Source organism: Nitratireductor sp. B36 (genome assembly GCF_020833685.1).
In the GTDB taxonomy this organism is placed as follows: Bacteria; Pseudomonadota; Alphaproteobacteria; order Rhizobiales; family Rhizobiaceae; genus Nitratireductor.
Window position 1 is genome coordinate 305,110 of sequence record NZ_JACKZY010000004.1, and the last position, 15,824, is coordinate 320,933.

Annotated in this window: 17 protein-coding genes; 8 read left to right on the forward strand and 9 right to left on the reverse strand. The window is 62.8% G+C overall.

Annotated elements, in window-relative coordinates; genetic code table 11:
• Positions 1-90: 90 nt before the first annotated feature.
• The 6 genes from bfr to H7H48_RS17765 all read right to left on the reverse strand — a co-directional run bounded on the left by bfr (position 91) and on the right by H7H48_RS17765 (position 4,315).
• On the reverse strand, positions 91-576 hold the full coding sequence (bfr, locus tag H7H48_RS17740; protein ID WP_223019485.1) for a bacterioferritin: 486 nt from the start codon (positions 574-576) through the stop codon (positions 91-93).
• Positions 542-856 (reverse strand): (2Fe-2S)-binding protein, encoded by a 315-nt coding sequence (locus H7H48_RS17745; RefSeq protein WP_229450638.1) that lies wholly within the window; start codon positions 854-856, stop codon positions 542-544. The genes bfr and H7H48_RS17745 overlap by 35 nt, the downstream gene beginning before the upstream one ends.
• 293 nt (positions 857-1,149) lie before the next feature.
• Positions 1,150-1,764 (reverse strand): DapH/DapD/GlmU-related protein, encoded by a 615-nt coding sequence (locus H7H48_RS17750; protein ID WP_229450390.1) that lies wholly within the window; start codon positions 1,762-1,764, stop codon positions 1,150-1,152.
• A complete protein-coding gene (gene phnL, locus H7H48_RS17755; RefSeq protein ID WP_229450391.1) occupies positions 1,761-2,468 on the reverse strand; it encodes a phosphonate C-P lyase system protein PhnL in 708 nt (235 codons plus the stop codon). Before phnL ends, H7H48_RS17750 begins: the two co-directional genes overlap by 4 nt.
• A 2-nt stretch (positions 2,469-2,470) precedes the next feature.
• On the reverse strand, positions 2,471-3,247 hold the full coding sequence (phnK, locus tag H7H48_RS17760) for a phosphonate C-P lyase system protein PhnK (protein ID WP_229450392.1): 777 nt from the start codon (positions 3,245-3,247) through the stop codon (positions 2,471-2,473).
• 192 nt (positions 3,248-3,439) lie between these two features.
• A complete protein-coding gene (locus H7H48_RS17765) occupies positions 3,440-4,315 on the reverse strand; it encodes an alpha-D-ribose 1-methylphosphonate 5-phosphate C-P-lyase PhnJ (RefSeq protein ID WP_229450394.1) in 876 nt (291 codons plus the stop codon).
• Between the two features lie 68 nt (positions 4,316-4,383).
• On the opposite strand from H7H48_RS17765, the gene H7H48_RS17770 reads away from it, so the two are divergent.
• The gene (locus tag H7H48_RS17770) at positions 4,384-4,551 is read left to right on the forward strand and encodes a hypothetical protein (RefSeq protein ID WP_223004681.1); all 168 of its coding nucleotides are present in this window, start codon (positions 4,384-4,386) and stop codon (positions 4,549-4,551) included.
• Between the two features lie 2 nt (positions 4,552-4,553).
• On the opposite strand, the gene H7H48_RS17775 is transcribed toward H7H48_RS17770, so the two are convergent.
• From H7H48_RS17775 to phnG, 3 genes are read right to left on the reverse strand one after another with little or no spacing between them, the layout of a single operon-like run.
• A complete protein-coding gene (locus tag H7H48_RS17775) occupies positions 4,554-5,660 on the reverse strand; it encodes a carbon-phosphorus lyase complex subunit PhnI (RefSeq protein ID WP_229450396.1) in 1,107 nt (368 codons plus the stop codon).
• 3 nt (positions 5,661-5,663) lie between these two features.
• Positions 5,664-6,275, reverse strand: coding sequence for a phosphonate C-P lyase system protein PhnH (gene phnH / locus H7H48_RS17780; RefSeq protein WP_229450639.1), 612 nt, complete (start codon positions 6,273-6,275; stop codon positions 5,664-5,666).
• Entirely contained in the window at positions 6,272-6,739 is a 468-nt protein-coding gene (gene phnG, locus H7H48_RS17785) for a phosphonate C-P lyase system protein PhnG (protein ID WP_229450398.1), read from the reverse strand. The genes phnH and phnG overlap by 4 nt, the downstream gene beginning before the upstream one ends.
• Before the next feature lie 132 nt (positions 6,740-6,871).
• Here phnG and phnF point away from each other — a divergent pair, with 132 nt between their 5' ends.
• The 7 genes from phnF to H7H48_RS17820 all read left to right on the forward strand — a co-directional run bounded on the left by phnF (position 6,872) and on the right by H7H48_RS17820 (position 15,811).
• Positions 6,872-7,627, forward strand: coding sequence for a phosphonate metabolism transcriptional regulator PhnF (phnF, locus tag H7H48_RS17790; protein WP_229450399.1), 756 nt, complete (start codon positions 6,872-6,874; stop codon positions 7,625-7,627).
• 123 nt (positions 7,628-7,750) lie between these two features.
• Complete coding sequence (locus H7H48_RS17795) at positions 7,751-8,977, forward strand: ABC transporter substrate-binding protein (RefSeq protein ID WP_370633418.1); 1,227 nt, start codon at positions 7,751-7,753, stop codon at positions 8,975-8,977.
• Between the two features lie 48 nt (positions 8,978-9,025).
• A complete protein-coding gene (locus H7H48_RS17800) occupies positions 9,026-10,705 on the forward strand; it encodes an ABC transporter permease (RefSeq protein WP_229450401.1) in 1,680 nt (559 codons plus the stop codon).
• 6 nt (positions 10,706-10,711) lie between these two features.
• Positions 10,712-11,359, forward strand: a complete 648-nt coding sequence (locus H7H48_RS17805) for an ATP-binding cassette domain-containing protein (RefSeq protein ID WP_229450403.1) — start codon at positions 10,712-10,714, stop codon at positions 11,357-11,359.
• Complete coding sequence (gene hrpB / locus H7H48_RS17810) at positions 11,359-13,818, forward strand: ATP-dependent helicase HrpB (protein WP_229450404.1); 2,460 nt, start codon at positions 11,359-11,361, stop codon at positions 13,816-13,818. Before H7H48_RS17805 ends, hrpB begins: the two co-directional genes overlap by 1 nt.
• 38 nt (positions 13,819-13,856) lie before the next feature.
• The gene (locus H7H48_RS17815) at positions 13,857-15,191 is read left to right on the forward strand and encodes an ActS/PrrB/RegB family redox-sensitive histidine kinase (protein WP_229450405.1); all 1,335 of its coding nucleotides are present in this window, start codon (positions 13,857-13,859) and stop codon (positions 15,189-15,191) included.
• 53 nt (positions 15,192-15,244) lie between these two features.
• Positions 15,245-15,811 carry an ActR/PrrA/RegA family redox response regulator transcription factor gene (locus tag H7H48_RS17820; protein WP_229450641.1) on the forward strand — a complete coding sequence of 189 codons (567 nt, stop codon included), beginning with the start codon at positions 15,245-15,247 and terminating at the stop codon, positions 15,809-15,811.
• Positions 15,812-15,824: the final 13 nt, after the last annotated feature.

The following is a 15,824-nucleotide window of genomic DNA, read 5'->3' on the forward strand; positions in this document are numbered from 1 at the left end:
GCCCTGGGCACTCAAGCGCCCCCGAAGTGCACCAGATCGCCGTGAGGGATGACCGGATCAACACTCTGACCGGTCACCCCCAAAACTTGATTACTCGGCTTCGTCGGCCGGGCCGGCATTGAGCTGGCCGTATTTTTCCACGCCGATTGTCTCAAGGAGTTCAAGCTGCGTTTCGAGGTAGTCGATATGACCTTCCTCGTCTGCGAGCAGCTCTTCGAACAGTTTCATGGAAACATAGTCGCCCGCATCGTGGCAGTCGTCGCGCGCTTCCTTGTAGAGTTTGCGGGCGTCATGCTCACCGGCGAGATCAGCCTCAAGCACTTCCTTGATGTTCTGGCCGATGCGCAGCGGGCCAACAACCTGAAGGTTGGGATGGCCCTCAAGGAAGATGATACGCTCGACCAGCTTGTCGGCGTGGTGCATTTCCTCGATGGATTCTTCGCGCTCCTTCTTGGCGAGCTTGGTAAAGCCCCAATCTTCCAGAAGGCGATAATGCAGCCAATATTGGTTGACTGCCCCCAGTTCGTGGGTGAGCGCCTCGTTAAGCCGCTCGATGACCTTTTTGTCGCCTTTCATTGAACTTCCTTCCAAAACGCTCGCGCAAAGCGCGTACCTGATCGAGATAGGTCACGGTAGCAGCATTCTGGGCAGCATCAAGGCGTGCATGATAGGCTTCGGTGACGCGGATGATTGTTTCCACGACATTCGGAAAGCACCCACAGCAGCGGCCGCGCTTGGACATGGTGTGGTAGACCTTCGCCGGCACAACAAGCTGCCAGGGATCCTCGTCGAGCATGGCGACGATCGTCTCCTCGAGCTCTTTCTGGGTGATCATGTTGCATTGGCAGACGAGCATGGCGACGTCGGAAACTCCGTGGCTTTGCAAGGTCGAGCCCCGATGCAGAGCCAAAACCTTTGTGCCGGAGTTTGTCGGAAAAGGCGCCCAGCGAACAAAAACGTGTCCCGTCAGAACAGACGGCACACAGCTCAATGGGCAACGACAGACGTCCTGCGATCGAAAGGGGTAAAGGCCCAGACATCATGGACGCATCGCGCGGATGCGGAACTATAGAAACCGCAGGTCTTCGATCCTGTCAATAAAAACCTGACGATTATATTCAGGGAATGTTGCGACCAGATGGCGCGGGCTCAATTCTCGTGCTTTTCCAGAAACGCTTGTGCATCGAGCGCACGGAAATCCTCCAGAGCTTCCCTGAGCTTGCCATGGCTCCAATCCCACCAGGCAAGCGCCTGATACCGTTCCGCCGTCCGCCGGTCGAAGCGCTCGCGGATCGTGCGGGCGGGAACGCCGCCGACAATCGTGTAGGGGGCGACATCCTTCGAGACCACGGCACCGGCACCGACCACCGCCCCATCGCCCACGGTCACTCCGGGCAGGATCGTGGAGCCATGACCGAGCCAGGTGTCATGGCCGACCCTGACCATGTTGTCGCGTCGCCAGTCGAAGAACGCGCCGTCATGTTCGGCATCCGGCCAATAGTCGGCGGAGCGATAGGTGAAGTGATGCAGCGTGGGACGCCAGGTGGGGTGGTTCGTGGCATTGATGCGCACGGCGGCTGCGATGTTGGAGAATTTCCCGATCTGCGCGCACCAGGCGCTGCAATCCTGCATCATATAGGAGTAGTCGCCGAGCACCGTTTCATGAAGGCGCGAGCGCTCGGCCACTTCGGTGTAGCGGCCAAGCGTTGAGTCCTTTACCTCTGCAGTCGGATGCACACAGGGTTTCTCGGAGAGCTGCCTCATGCCGCTTTCCTGTTCGGCGCAAATTCGGTGACGTCGATGATCCGGTCGGCAACCACATCGCGCACATCCTGATCGTGGAAGATGCCGAGCAGTGCCACGCCCGCCTTCTTCTTCTCGTCGATCATGGCAATCACGATTTCGCGGTTGGCCTTGTCGAGAGAGGCGGTTGGCTCGTCGAGAAGCAGGACCGGATGATCGGTGATGAAGCCGCGGGCGATGTTCACGCGCTGCTGTTCGCCGCCGGAGAAGGTGGCTGGTGGCAGGTCCCACAGGCGCTCGGGCAGGTTGAGGCGGGCAAGCAGCTTCTCGGCCCTGCCGCGCGCGGTTTCCAGAACTTCGCCGCGTGCGATGAGCGGTTCGGCCACCACATCGCGTGCGGAAACGCGCGGCACGGCGCGCAGGAACTGGCTGACATAGCCAATCGTGTCACGGCGGATGGCGATGACGGTGCGCGGATCGGCGGTGGCGAGGTTCACCAGATTGCCGTCATGGCTGACGATCACCTGGCCGCTGTCGATGGCGTAGCTGCCATAGATCATCTTGAGGATGGAGCTCTTGCCAGCGCCCGAGGGGCCGCCAAGCACGGCGCATTCGCCGGCGGAGAGCGAGAAGGAGACATCGGCCACCACGGGCAGGCGAATGCCGCCCTGGAGATGCATGGTGAAGCTCTTGCAGACTTCGGAGACGACGAGGGGTGTTGCCATGGTCACACCTGCAAAATGGAGGAAACGAGAAGCTGGGTGTAGGGCGCCTGCGGATCGTCGAGCACCCGGTCTGTCAGGCCGCTTTCGACCACGTGACCGTCCTTCATGACGATCATGCGGTGGGAGAGAAGGCGGGCGACCACAAGGTCGTGGGTGACGACAATGGCGGAGAGGCCCAGTTCGTGAACGAGGCCGCGCAGGAGATCGAGCAGGCGGGCCTGCACCGACACGTCGAGACCGCCGGTCGGCTCGTCCATGAAGACGAGGCGCGGGCCGGTGACGAGGTTGCGGGCGATCTGCAGGCGCTGGCGCATGCCGCCGGAGAAGGCGCGGGGCTGGTCGTCGATGCGGTCGCTGGATATCTCAACGCGGCCGAGCCAGTCGGTGGCGGTGGCGCGGATATTGCCATAGTGCCGCTCGCCCACCGCCATCAGCCGCTCGCCCACATTCGCGCCGGCGGAGACCGTCATGCGCAGCCCGTCCGCAGGATTCTGGTGAACGAAACCCCAGTCGGTGCGCATCAGGAAGCGGCGTTCGGCCTCGCTCATGCGGTAGAGATCGTGGAACGCCCCGTCGCGCATGCGGTAGGACACGGTGCCGGACGTGGGCAGGAGGCGTGTCGAGAGGCAGTTCAGGAGGGTGGTCTTGCCGGAGCCGGACTCGCCCACCACAGCCAGAACCTCGCCCGGCCACAGGTCGAAGGAGATGTCGTTGCAGCCGATACGGTTGCCGTAGAATTTCGAGATGGAGCGAACGCGAAGCAGCGGTTCGTCGGTCATTGGATTTCTCCGCGAATTTTCAAAAGTTTGCGCAGCCCCTCAACCGCCTGCCGGCACCTTCTCCCCGCGAGCGGGGAGAAGGAGGATGGCCGCGATCCAGGCGCCAACATCAAGGCCCCCTCTCCCCGCTGGCGGGGAGAGGGTGAGGGTGAGGGGCGTTGCGCGGCGCTGTCATCGATGCGCTGTCGATTCTCATGTCGCAGCCTCTTCGCCGGACAGATGTCCGCGATGGCCCTCGGCGCGGCGCGCCTCGCAATTGTCGGTGTCGGAGCAGACGAACATGCGCCCGCCGCGGTCATCCAGAACCACTTCGTCGAGATAGACATTCGTGCCGCCACACAGTGCGCAGGGCTCATCGAAGGTCTGGATCTCAAAGGGATGATCCTCAAAGTCGAGACTTTCCACCCGCGTGTAGGGCGGAACGGCGTAGATGCGCTTCTCGCGCCCTGCGCCGAAAAGCTGGAGCGCCTTCGACATGTGCATTTTCGGATTGTCGAATTTCGGCGTCGGCGAGGGGTCCATCACGTAACGCCCCTCGACCTTGACCGGGTAGGCGAAGGTGGTGGCGATGTGGCCGTGCTGGGCGATGTCCTCGTAGAGCTTCACATGCATGAGGCCGTATTCCTCAAGCGCATGCATCTTGCGCGTTTCGGTCTCGCGCGGTTCGAGAAAGCGCAGCGGCTCCGGGATCGGGACCTGGTAGACGAGCACCTGACCGGCTTTCAGTGGTTCCTCGGGAATGCGGTGGCGCGTCTGGATGATGGTGGCGTCGGCGGTGTGGGTGGTCACCTCCACATTGGCGACCTTCTGAAAGAAGGCGCGGATGGAGACGGCATTGGTGGTGTCGTCCGCACCCTGGTCGATGACCTTGAGCACATCGTCCATGCCGATGATCGATGCTGTCACCTGCACGCCGCCCGTGCCCCAGCCATAGGGCATTGGCATTTCGCGGCTGGCGAAGGGCACCTGATAGCCGGGAATGGCGATGGCCTTGAGGATCGCGCGGCGGATCATGCGCTTCGTCTGCTCGTCCAGATAGGCAAAGTTGTACTGGGCAATCTCGTTCATCACAGGCCCCAATGTTCTGTTAGGGGTTTTGGTGTAGGGGTGGTCACAGCCTTTGATGGAGCTTCCGAATGGATATGCCGGACATCAAAACGATCGAGAGTCTCGGAATCGTCGCTCTTTGCATCGGCTTTGCCATCCTGATCTGGCGCGCCGCGCATACGGACAGAACCGGCAATGACGACCATATCCCCGGCGGCTACGACGGCGGGTCTGGCGGCGATTGCGGTGGCGACTGAGGTCATTCGGCGGCCTCCGCCATGGTGACCTTGTCCTTCTGACCCTCTTCATATTCTCGACGCATCTGGCGGACCAGACCGAGCTCGGCCTGGAAATCGACATAGTGCGGCAGCTTCAGGTGCTCGACGAAGCCGGTCGCCTGCACGTTGTCACAGTGCGAAATGACAAACTCCTCGTCCTGCGCCGGTGCGGTGATGTCTTCGTCCAGCTCGCCCGCGCGTAGCGCCCGGTCGCACAGCGACATGGCCATGGCCTTGCGCTCCGACTGGCCGAACACCAGCCCGTAGCCGCGGGTGAACTGCGGCGGCACCTTCTTCGAGCCCTTGAACTGGTTGACCATCTGGCATTCGGTGACGCGGATGCGACCGAGCGTGAGCGGGAAATCGAGTTCCGGCACATCGATCTCCACCTCCACCTCGCCAATGCGGATTTCGCCGGCGAAGGGGTGGTTGCGGCCATAGCCGCGCTGGGTGGAATAACCGAGCGCCAGAAGGAAACCCTCGTCGCCGCGTGAAAGCGCCTGGAGGCGCTGGTCGCGTTCCATGGGGAATTCCGGCGGCTCGCGGGTGATGTCACCGGGTTCGCGGTCTTCCGGCAGGGAGCCGTCTTCCTCGATCAGGCCTTCATTGGCGAGAATGTCGGACACGCGCGGCATGGCTTCTTCGGCTTCGCTGCGCGCCTCGGGTGTTGCCGGTTCGGCGTCTTCGGCCAGTTCCGGGTCAAGCAGACGGTGCGTGTAATCGAAGGTGGGGCCGAGAAGCTGCCCGCCGGGCAGATCCTTGTAGGTGGCGGAGACGCGCCGCTCCACCAGCATGGCCGCCGTGTCGACCGGACGCGTATAGCCGAAGCGCGGCAGGGTGGTGCGATAGGCGCGCAGAAGGAAGATCGCTTCGATCATGTCGCCGCGTGCCTGCTTGACGGCCAGCGCTGCAAGGCCCGTATCGTAAAGCGAGCCTTCGGACATGACACGGTCGACGGCGAGCGAAAGCTGGCTGGCGATCTGTTCGAGCGTGATCGAGGGAAGATTGCGGTCACCGCGCCGACGGTCGGCCAGAAGCCGGTGCGCGTTCTGGATGGCGGCTTCGCCGCCCTTGACGGCTACATACATGGCTCAGGCCTCCTGGCTGGTGATGCGGGTGGAGCGGGGCAGGGCTGCAAGGCCCTTACGGCTGACCAGAATGAGGTCGACGCCACGGGGAAACCGGGCATGGTTTTGTGCCCATTGGCGGATGAAATGGCGCGGCATGGGATGGGGTGCGAGCCGCGCCTCGCTCTCGATGCCGGGCCCGGCGAGAACCAGGCCCTCACCGCCCGAAAGGTCGCTTACCTGAAGAACGAGCGTGGCGGAACGGTCCGGATACTCCTGTGAGCCCTGAGCAAAATTCTCGAGCCCGATCAGGTGTTCCGGATCGGCGGAAAAGGCGAAATGCGCATCGGCTGGTGTGTTCGCAAGCGGCGCGCCGGTGTGGAATGCGAGCCATGCACGGACGGCGTCCTCTGCGGCAAGCGATGAATCGAGCCAGACCGGCGTGTCCTGGTCGCAAAGGGCCAGGGCGACAGCGGCTGCCTCCGGCGTCAGCGGGGCGGGTGGTTTGGCGAGCGCCATTCCCCGGTGGATCGTGCCCGGCTCTGCCATGGCCTGCATGATCGCGCGAAAAACGGTCTGTGCGTCAAACACCGGCTTCTGGAAGCCGCCTTCGATGGCGATGGAATCAAGCATCAGTCCTCTCCCCGAACCATGGTGAAGAAGTCGACCTTGGTGGCAGCCGTTTCAGCGCGTCGCTGGGCGTCGGCCTCGGTCTGGCGCGCACGCAAGGGTGCGAGAATCTTTTCTTCGATCTGATCCTGAAAATCCGGTTTTTGCCTCAGAGCATCGATAAGTGCGGCGACCCGCACCTTCATTTTCTCCCGGCCGAGTGCATAGGCGTGCCCAACCTCTCCTGAGGGCAGCTTGACGGTGGCGCGTGTGACGGTGGCTTCGCCGAAATTGAACGGCGCCCCGCCCCCTCCCATGCGCCCGCGCACAGTCACGAGCCCGGTTTCCGGGCCGCGAAGCGTCTTGGCGTCCTCGGGAAGCCCGGCTTCTTTCCAAAGCGCAAGCAGCTCAGATCCACCGGCCATTGCCAATATTGCCATGGCTTCGCGGCGTTGCTCGGTAAGGGCTTGTCGTTCCTGTCGTGAGACCATGATGGATCCAATCTCGTCATCGCTGAATTTGTCTATTGTTCTAGACAACCAAACATATTATGACTCCTGCCTATCGAGTGTCCATGACGTGTTGATGACAATGCGGGCGAAGCAGGTAGAAAAGCGGTGCAGATGGCCGAAGCGATAATCGAACGACGCAGTGGTGTCGCACTCTGGCGGCAGATCGCCGACCGTATGCGGCGCGAGATCAGCCAAGGGACGCTTGGCAGCGAGGGGCGTATGCCCCCCGAGATGGCTTTGGCCGAACGGTTTGGTGTGAACCGGCACACGGTGCGCACCGCCATTGCAGCTCTGGTGCAGGAGGGCGTTCTAAGAGCCGAGCAGGGGCGAGGCACCTTCGTGGAGGGGCGAAAGCGGCTTGCCTATCCCATCCGCAATCGCACGCGCTTCTCCGAGGGATTGGCCGGCCAGTCGCGCGGGCTGGCGGCCGACCTGCTCGATCATGCGGTGGAAGCGGCACCGATTGATGTCGCGCGCGCTTTGAAGCTTGCTCCTGGCTCGCCCGTTATCCGGCTTGAAACACGCTCGCATGCTGACGGGCGGCCGGTCTCCCGGGCCAGAAGCTGGTTTGATGCGCACCGGTTTTCCGGCATGGCGGAGGCATTTGAGGGCACGCGCTCGATCACCGCGTCGTTCAGGAAACTGGGGCTTGTCGATTACCTTCGTCAGAGCACGACCGTAACGGCGCGGCACGCCGACACCGGTGACCTGAAGGACCTGAAGCTCTCGCCCGGTGCAATCGTCCTCGTCACCATCGCCATCAATGTCGACACCGAGGGCTCTCCCGTGCAGTATTCCGAGACCCGTTTCGCCGCCGACCGGATTGAATTGCACATCCCTGGAGCGGGGACAGAGGCTGGCGGCTGATACCTCGTTTCACCTGACGCTCACCGTGAAGTGACCGTAGCGCGAGGTGGTTTGCGTTGATTTGCAAAGAGCCCACGTGCTCTATCGTCAAGATTTCAATTCTGGGCGAGTCAGGGGATTTGCGTGAGGTCACTTGTTTTTTCAACGGCCATTCTGGCGCTCGGTGCCATTTCAGCAAGCGCTGGTCAGGGCGACCCCAGTCCTGACGACTGGGCTTCCGTTCTCGCAGATGCACGCGGCGAAACAGTCTATTTCAACGCCTGGGGAGGGTCGCAGAACATCAATGCCTATATCGAGTGGGCCGGTGCGGAACTGAAGGAACGCTACGGCGTCACGCTCAAACACGTGAAGCTTGAGGACACCGCAAGCGCGGTGGCCACCGTGGTGGCGGAAAAAGCCGCCGGGCGCGATGAGAGTGGGACGGTCGATCTCATCTGGATCAATGGCGAGAATTTCGCCGCCATGAAACGGCAGGGGCTGATCCTGTCTCCTGGCTGGGCGGAGAAGCTGCCCAACTGGGCCTTTGTCGATGTCGAAAACAAGCCGACCATTCGCACCGATTTCACCGTTCCTGTCGAGGGACTGGAAAGTCCGTGGGGCATGGCGAAGCTCGTCTTCTTCTATGATTCAGCCCGCGTCGAGGTGAGCGACCTGCCGCAGGACTCGGACAGTCTGTTGAAATGGGCAAAGGAAAATCCGGGACGTTTTTCCTACCCGCAGCCGCCGGACTTCATAGGCACTTCGTTTTTGAAACAGGTGCTTGCCGAAACTGTCGAAAATCCCGAAATGCTCCAGAAGCCGGTCGATGAAGAAACATTCGACCAGGTGACCAGTTCTCTGTTCGACTATCTGGACGAGCTCAACCCTGTCATGTGGCGTTCAGGCCGTGCCTACCCACAGAATTACCCGGCGATGAAGCAGCTTCTGGCCGATTCCGAACTCGACATCATTTTCGCTTTCAACCCGGCTGAAGCTTCAAACGCCATCGCCAACGGCGAACTGCCGGACACGGTGCGCTCCTTTACCTTTCCCGGCGGTACGCTTTCCAACACACATTTTCTGACCATCCCTTACAATGCGCCGGCCAAGGCAGGTGCGCTGGTCACAGCCAATTTCCTGTTGTCACCACAGGCCCAGGCCCGCAAGCAGGACCCCGCTGTCTGGGGTGATCCGACGGTGCTGGCAATCCACAAGCTGCAACCGGAAGACCGTGCCCGCTTCGATGCCATCGATCTCGGCGTTGCAACATTGCGGCCTGAAGAACTAGGCCCGGCGCTGGATGAGCCACACCCAAGCTGGATGGAGCGCATCGAAACCGAGTGGAAGCGCCGCTATGGAGTTGGCAATTAGTCTGTTCGCTGGGCGGGTGCCACGGTCGCAGCTCAGGTCCTGGGGCCCATGCTGACGCACCTCGGTCCCATTCTCGCCATAGGGCTCCTGACGGTTCCGGTGGTGTTCGGCCTGGCCGGTACGTTGCTGCCGGCCTTCGGCTATCTGCCGGCCCTGGGCGGAACGTCGTTTGACCTCGAGCCGTTTCGAAGGTTGTTCGCAGAGCCTGCCATCCTCATGTCGGCGCTTATGAGCCTTGCGACCGGGCTCGTCACAGCCGCGTTTTCACTTGTGACCGTGATGCTTTTCACGGCCGCATGGGGCGGCACACGCATGTTTGCGCGCATACAGCATCTCTTGTCACCGCTCCTGTCCGTGCCCCACGCGGCCACCGCATTCGCGCTGGCTTTCCTCATCGCGCCGTCCGGCTTGATCGCGCGCGTTCTCTCGCCGGAGCTGACCGGTTGGGAGCGTCCACCCGACCTCCTGATCGTGCACGACCCGCTTGGTCTTTCCATGATGGCAGGACTGATCGTGAAAGAAATTCCGTTCCTGCTGCTCGTCACGTTGGCAGCACTGCCGCAGGTCAAGCCGAAGCGCATGCGGGCTTTGATCGCATCAATGGGATACGGACGCATCTCCGGCTTCGCATTCGGCCTATGGCCCTCCATCTATCGGCAGATACGTCTCCCTGTGTTCGCCGTCATAGCATTCGCCACCTCGGTGGTGGATGTCGCCGCCATCTTGGGCCCCACAACACCGGCGCCGCTCGCGGTGCGGCTCGTCACCTGGATGAACGACCCGGACCTCTCCATGCGTTTTCTCGCCTCGGCAGGCGCCATTCTGCAACTGGGTGTCACGGCGTTGGCAATCGCCATCTGGATCGGCGTGGAGAAACTTGGCGCGCTCGTGCGCGAGCGTCTTGCCTGTGCCGGGTGCCGGTTTCGACGCGATAGAGCTCTGCGGCTCGGCGCGCTGGCCGTGATGCTCGCGTCGGCGGGAGCGATCTTTGCCGGCATCGCGGCGCTCGCGCTTTGGTCTGTTGCTGGGCTATGGCAGTACCCGGACGTTCTGCCGGCGCGGTTCGAACTGCGCAACTGGATGCGCGTCTTGCCCAATCTCATGGAGCCGTTGGCGACCACGCTGTCGGTTGCGCTCGTCTCCACGATAATCGCCGTGGTGCTTGCCATACTTTGCTTCGCACGAGAGGACCAGATCGCGAGACCGCCGGGGCGGGGGGCACTCACCGTGCTCTATCTGCCGCTGCTCGTACCGCAGGTGGCCTTTCTGTTCGGGCTTCAACTGCTTTTCATTCTCGCAGGTATCGAGGCCACGTGGACCGCACTTGTCTTCGCGCATCTCGTCTTTGTTCTGCCCTATGCCTGGTTGAGTTTGAGAGACCCGTGGCGGGCCTTCGATCGTCGCTATGATCAGATCGCGGCGGGGCTCGGCAAGGGGCCGATGCGGCGGTTCTTTCAGATCCGCCTGCCGATGCTGGCGCGGCCATTGCTCGCGGTCGCCGCAATTGGGTTCTCCGTCTCTGTCGGGCTTTATCTGCCCACCGTTTTGGTGGGAGCAGGCCGACTGACAACCATCACCACCGAGGCCGTGGCGCTCGCTTCGGGCGGCAATCGTCGTGTGATCGGTGTCTATGCCTTCATGCAGATGGTGTTGCCGGCCGCAGGCTTTGCCGTTGCCACGATCGTGCCGGCGCTGATATTCCGCCGGTATCGCGACATGCATGTTTGAACGGAAATGGAATTGGCGGAACCAGGGCTCTTCATCGATGGGGTAACGATTACGCTGGAAGGTCGAGAGATCGTCTCGCTTACCAGGAAGGTCGCGCCCGGAAGCGTGTTGACCGTAATGGGGCCTTCGGGTGTGGGGAAGTCCACCCTGCTTGCCTATATTGGCGGGTTTCTCGATCCGGTTTTTTCGGCGCGCGGCAGGGTTTTTGTCAATGGAACCGAGGTAACGGCGCTCAAACCCGAGGACCGGCATATGGGCGTGCTATTTCAGGACCCGCTTTTGTTTCCGCATATGAGCGTCGGTGCCAATCTGATGTTCGCGCTGCCCGAAACGCTGCGCGGGCGAGAGGCGCGGGCTAAGCGTGTCGCTCAGGCGCTTGAGGGCGTGGGCCTTGCGGGGCTTGAGGCGCGCGACCCGGCAACGCTCTCCGGTGGTCAGAAGGCGCGTGTGGCGCTGGCACGCGTGCTCGCCTCCGCACCCCGCGCCCTGCTTCTGGACGAGCCCTTTTCCAAGCTCGATGCGGACCTGCGCGCGCAGACCCGTGAACTCGTCTTTTCCAAAGCACGCGAAAGCGGATTGCCGGTGCTTCTGGTGACGCATGACGCGGCGGATGCGGAGGCGGCTGGTGGCGACATCGTGCGGATCGGCGCCTGATGGAGAGACTTGAACTTCCCGACCTGCCGGTAACGGAAGTGCTGCCGGCGCTGAGCGCGGCGCTGGAGACGCAGGGCAAGGCAGTGCTGGTCGCGCCGCCGGGAGCAGGTAAGACGACGCTTGCGCCGCTTGCGCTTCTGGAGGCTGAATGGGCATCTGCTGGGCGCATCGTGCTTCTGGAGCCGCGCCGGCTTGCCGCGCGGGCGGCTGCCCGGCGCATGGCGGCGATCCTTGGTGAGGAGCCGGGCCAGACCGTCGGCTACGCGATGCGCATGGAGCGGAAGATTTCCGCCAGAACGCGCATTCTCGTGGTGACGGAAGGCGTTCTCGCGCGCATGATCGTCGATGATCCGGAGCTTTCCGGCATCGCGGCGGTGCTGTTTGACGAGTTCCACGAGCGCTCGCTCGATGGTGATTTCGCGCTGGCACTGGCGCTTGATGCGCAGGCAGCACTGCGGCCGGACCTGCGGCTTCTGGTCATGTCCGCCACGCTCGATGGCGCGCGGGTGGCGGCGCTTCTCGGCGATGCGCCGGTGATCGAGAGCAAGGGACGCAGCTTTCCGGTTGAACTTCGCTACGCGGAACGGCCCGCTGGCGAGGCCATCGAGGACACGATGGCGCGGGCGGTGCGCACGGTTTTGGCGGAGGAGGAGGGCAGTGTGCTCGCCTTCCTTCCCGGTCAGCGCGAGATCGAGCGAACGGCGGAACGCCTTGCCGGACGGCTGCCCGCCGATGTGGACATCACACCGCTTTATGGCGGTCTCGACGGGCGCGCCCAGGATGATGCCATCAGGCCCGCCGCCCAAGGTCGGCGCAAGGTGGTTCTGGCCACGGCCATTGCTGAAACCTCGGTGACCATTGACGGCGTGCGGGTGGTGATCGACAGCGGCCTTTCGCGCCTGCCGAAATTCGAGCCTTCAACGGGTCTGACGCGGCTTGAAACGGTGCGCGTGTCGCGCGCTTCCGCCGATCAGCGGGCGGGCCGCGCGGGGCGCACCGCGCCGGGCATCGCGCTTCGTCTTTGGCGCGCCGAACAGACAGCGGCATTGCCCGCCTTCACGCCGCCGGAAATTCTGGAGGCGGATCTGTCGGGCCTGTTGCTCGATTGCGCCGCCTTCGGCGTCAGCGACCCGGCGTCGCTTTCCTTTCTCGATGCCCCGCCGGCCCCGGCGCTTGCCGAAGCGCGCAGCCTTTTGCAGCGGCTCGGAGCATTGGGCGCGAGCGCTCGTCTCACACCGTCGGGCGAGGCCATGCGCCAACTCGCACTCCCGGTGCGGCTGGCGCATATGGTGGCGCGTGCGGCTGAAGATGGTCATGCGCTTGCCGCAGCGGAACTCGCGGTTCTACTCTCCGAGCGCGGGCTGGGTGGTCGATCCACCGATCTGGATGAACGGCTGCAGCGCTTCCGCCGGGAAAAGGGCGCGAGAGCGGAACAGGCGCGCGGGTTGGCCGCGCGGCTCGCCAGGACCGCAGGTGGCGCGCGCTCCGGCAGTGCCGTCTCTGCGGGCCGCCTGCTCATCCACGCCTGGCCGGACCGCGTTGCCAGGGCACGCGGCGCGCATGGGCATTTCGTGATGGTCAATGGGCGCGGCGGCGTGGTGGCACCGGACGAGCGGCTTGCCGGTGCTGACTATCTCGTGGTGGCTGATCTCCAGGGGCGAGCCCAGAACGCGCGCATTGCCCAGGCCGCCGCCATCGGGGAAGACGAGATCATTGCCGCGCTTGGGGATCAGGTCGAGGAAATCACGGAGACGCGCTTCGACCGGGCCTCGGGATCATTGCGGCAGCGACGCGTCCGCCGTCTGGGCGCGCTGATTTTCGCCGAGCAGGCGCTGCCATTGCCATCAGGCCCCGAGGCCGACCGTGCCATGGTCGAGGCAGTCAGGGCCAACGGCCTTTCGCTTCTGCCTTGGGACAGGGAGGCAAACGCCCTGCGATCCAAGCTTGCGTGGCTCCACACCGCGAAAGGCGCCCCTTGGCCGGACATGTCGGATGAAGCCCTTCTTGAACGGCTTGACGATTGGCTTCTCCCTTTTCTCACGGGAGAAGCGTCGCTTTCAAAGCTGGCGTCTCACAGCTTGCGCGAAGGGCTGACTTCGCTGGTGCCGCACGCGTTCCAAAGACGCATCAGCCAGATGGCGCCCAGCCATTACGATGCGCCTTCGGGCAGCCGCGTACCCATCCGATATGAGGCGGAAGGGCCGGTGCTGGCGATCCGCGTGCAAGAGCTTTTCGGCCTGAAAGAACATCCAACAGTCGCCGATGGCATCCCGCTGAAGCTCGAGCTTCTGTCGCCTGCCCATAGGCCGATCCAGACCACGCGTGACCTGCCTGGTTTCTGGGCTGGCTCGTGGTCGGATGTACGCGCCGACATGCGCGGGCGCTATCCGAAGCATGTTTGGCCGGAAGATCCGGCGAATGCAGCCGCGACACATCGCGCCAAACCGCGTAAAAAATAACGCTTGGAGTGCGGGCGGACTTCCCCCATAACCCCGCCATGCTTGAAGATATCAGGGCCCACGATCCGAGCCACGGCCTGCGGCTCAACACGTTGATCAAACTGCGCTGGCTGGCCATCATTGGCCAGAGTGCAGCGGTGATCGTCGTCGCCTTCGGGCTCGATTTTCCGCTGCCGGTCGGCCTTTGTTTCGCGCTGATCGCGGCTTCCGCATGGCTCAATGTGCATCTGGCCATTCGCTATTCGGTCGCACACAGGCTGGCGCCTCTGGCAGCGCTTGGCATTCTCACCTTCGATGCTTTCCAGCTTGCCGGTCTGTTGTACATGACGGGCGGCCTCACAAACCCGTTCTCGCTTCTTATGACAGTGCCTGTCGTGATCTCGGCGACATCGCTGCCGCTGCGATGGACCGCACTTCTCGGCTCTCTCGTGGTGGCCCTGACCACAGCGCTCGCCGTCTTCCATCGGCCGCTTCCGTGGTTTCCTGGCACAGAACTGGTGATGCCTCTCGTCTATATCATCGGCGTCTGGATTGCCGTGGTGTCGAGCATCGCCTTCACCGGGGTCTATGCCTATCGGGTGGCGAAGGAAGCCCGGCTTCTGGCCAATGCGCTTGCCGCTACAGAACTGGTGCTGCAGCGCGAACAGCACATCTCTGCACTGGATGGTCTGGCGGCGGCCGCTGCCCACGAGCTCGGCACTCCGCTGGCCACCATCGCCCTTGTGGCGCGTGAGATGGAGCGTGCTCTCGGTAAGGACGAGCGCTTTAGCGAAGATGTTACCCTGCTGCGCACGCAGAGCGAACGATGCCGTGAGATTCTGCGTCAGCTGACCAGCCTGTCGTCGGAAGGCGAGGCCCATATGGCGCGCCAGCCCTTTACGTCGCTGATCGAGGAAACAGCCGCCCCGCACCGTGATTTCGGCATCGAAATCCGCCTGGAGCCCGGCGCGACGGAAGGGCCGGAGCCGGTGGGACGACGCAACCCGGGCGTCATCTACGGGTTGGGCAATCTGGTGGAAAACGCGGTGGATTTCGCGCGGGAAAGCGTCACCATCCGCTGGCACTGGGACGCGGACACTGTCGGGCTTCTTGTGGTCGATGACGGCCACGGCTTCCCTGCTGAAATCCTGGATCGGATCGGTGAGCCCTATATGTCGAAGCGCTCGTCCGATGGCAGCAGTGGTGGCGGGTTGGGACTTGGGCTTTTCATCGCCAAGACTCTCCTTGAGCGTTCCGGCGCCCAGATCCGCTTCGGCAATCTCGCCGAAAAGGGCAAGGGTGCATTTGCAGAAGTCATCTGGCCGCGCTCGATCTTCGTCGTGCCGGAGGACAATCTGGATTCAGGCGAAAAGAGTCCTAAATTGGAAAGCTGACAGATTTCGGTTAGAAACATTCCAGGAAAATTAATGTGCTGAACGTGCTGGATATGACAAGCAACACCGTGGAAGACCCGGAAGCGGCCCTGGGTGAAGACCGCTCCCTTCTCATCGTCGATGATGACAAACCGTTTTTGACGCGTTTGGCGCGGGCGATGGAGAGCCGTGGCTTCACGGTAGAAACGGCTGAAAGCGTGGAAGAAGCCATCGCGCGCGCCAAGGCGGCCCCGCCCGCTTTCGCCGTTGTCGACATGCGGCTTGCCGATGGCAATGGTCTGGACGTGGTGGCCACCATCCGGGAAAAGCGCAAGGATTCCCGTACGATCATCCTTACAGGCTATGGCAATATTGCGACTGCCGTCACTGCGGTAAAGCTCGGTGCGGTCGATTATCTGGCAAAGCCAGCTGATGCAGACGACATTTACGCGGCGCTCACCCGGCAAGCCGGTGAAAAGGTGGCGCCCCCGGAGAATCCCATGTCCGCCGACCGGGTGCGCTGGGAGCACATCCAGCGGGTCTATGAAATGTGCGATCGTAATGTTTCGGAAACGGCGCGCAGGTTGAACATGCACCGGCGCACCTTGCAGCGTATTCTTGCCAAGCGCGCGCCACGCTAGGGCTTCTCGGGCA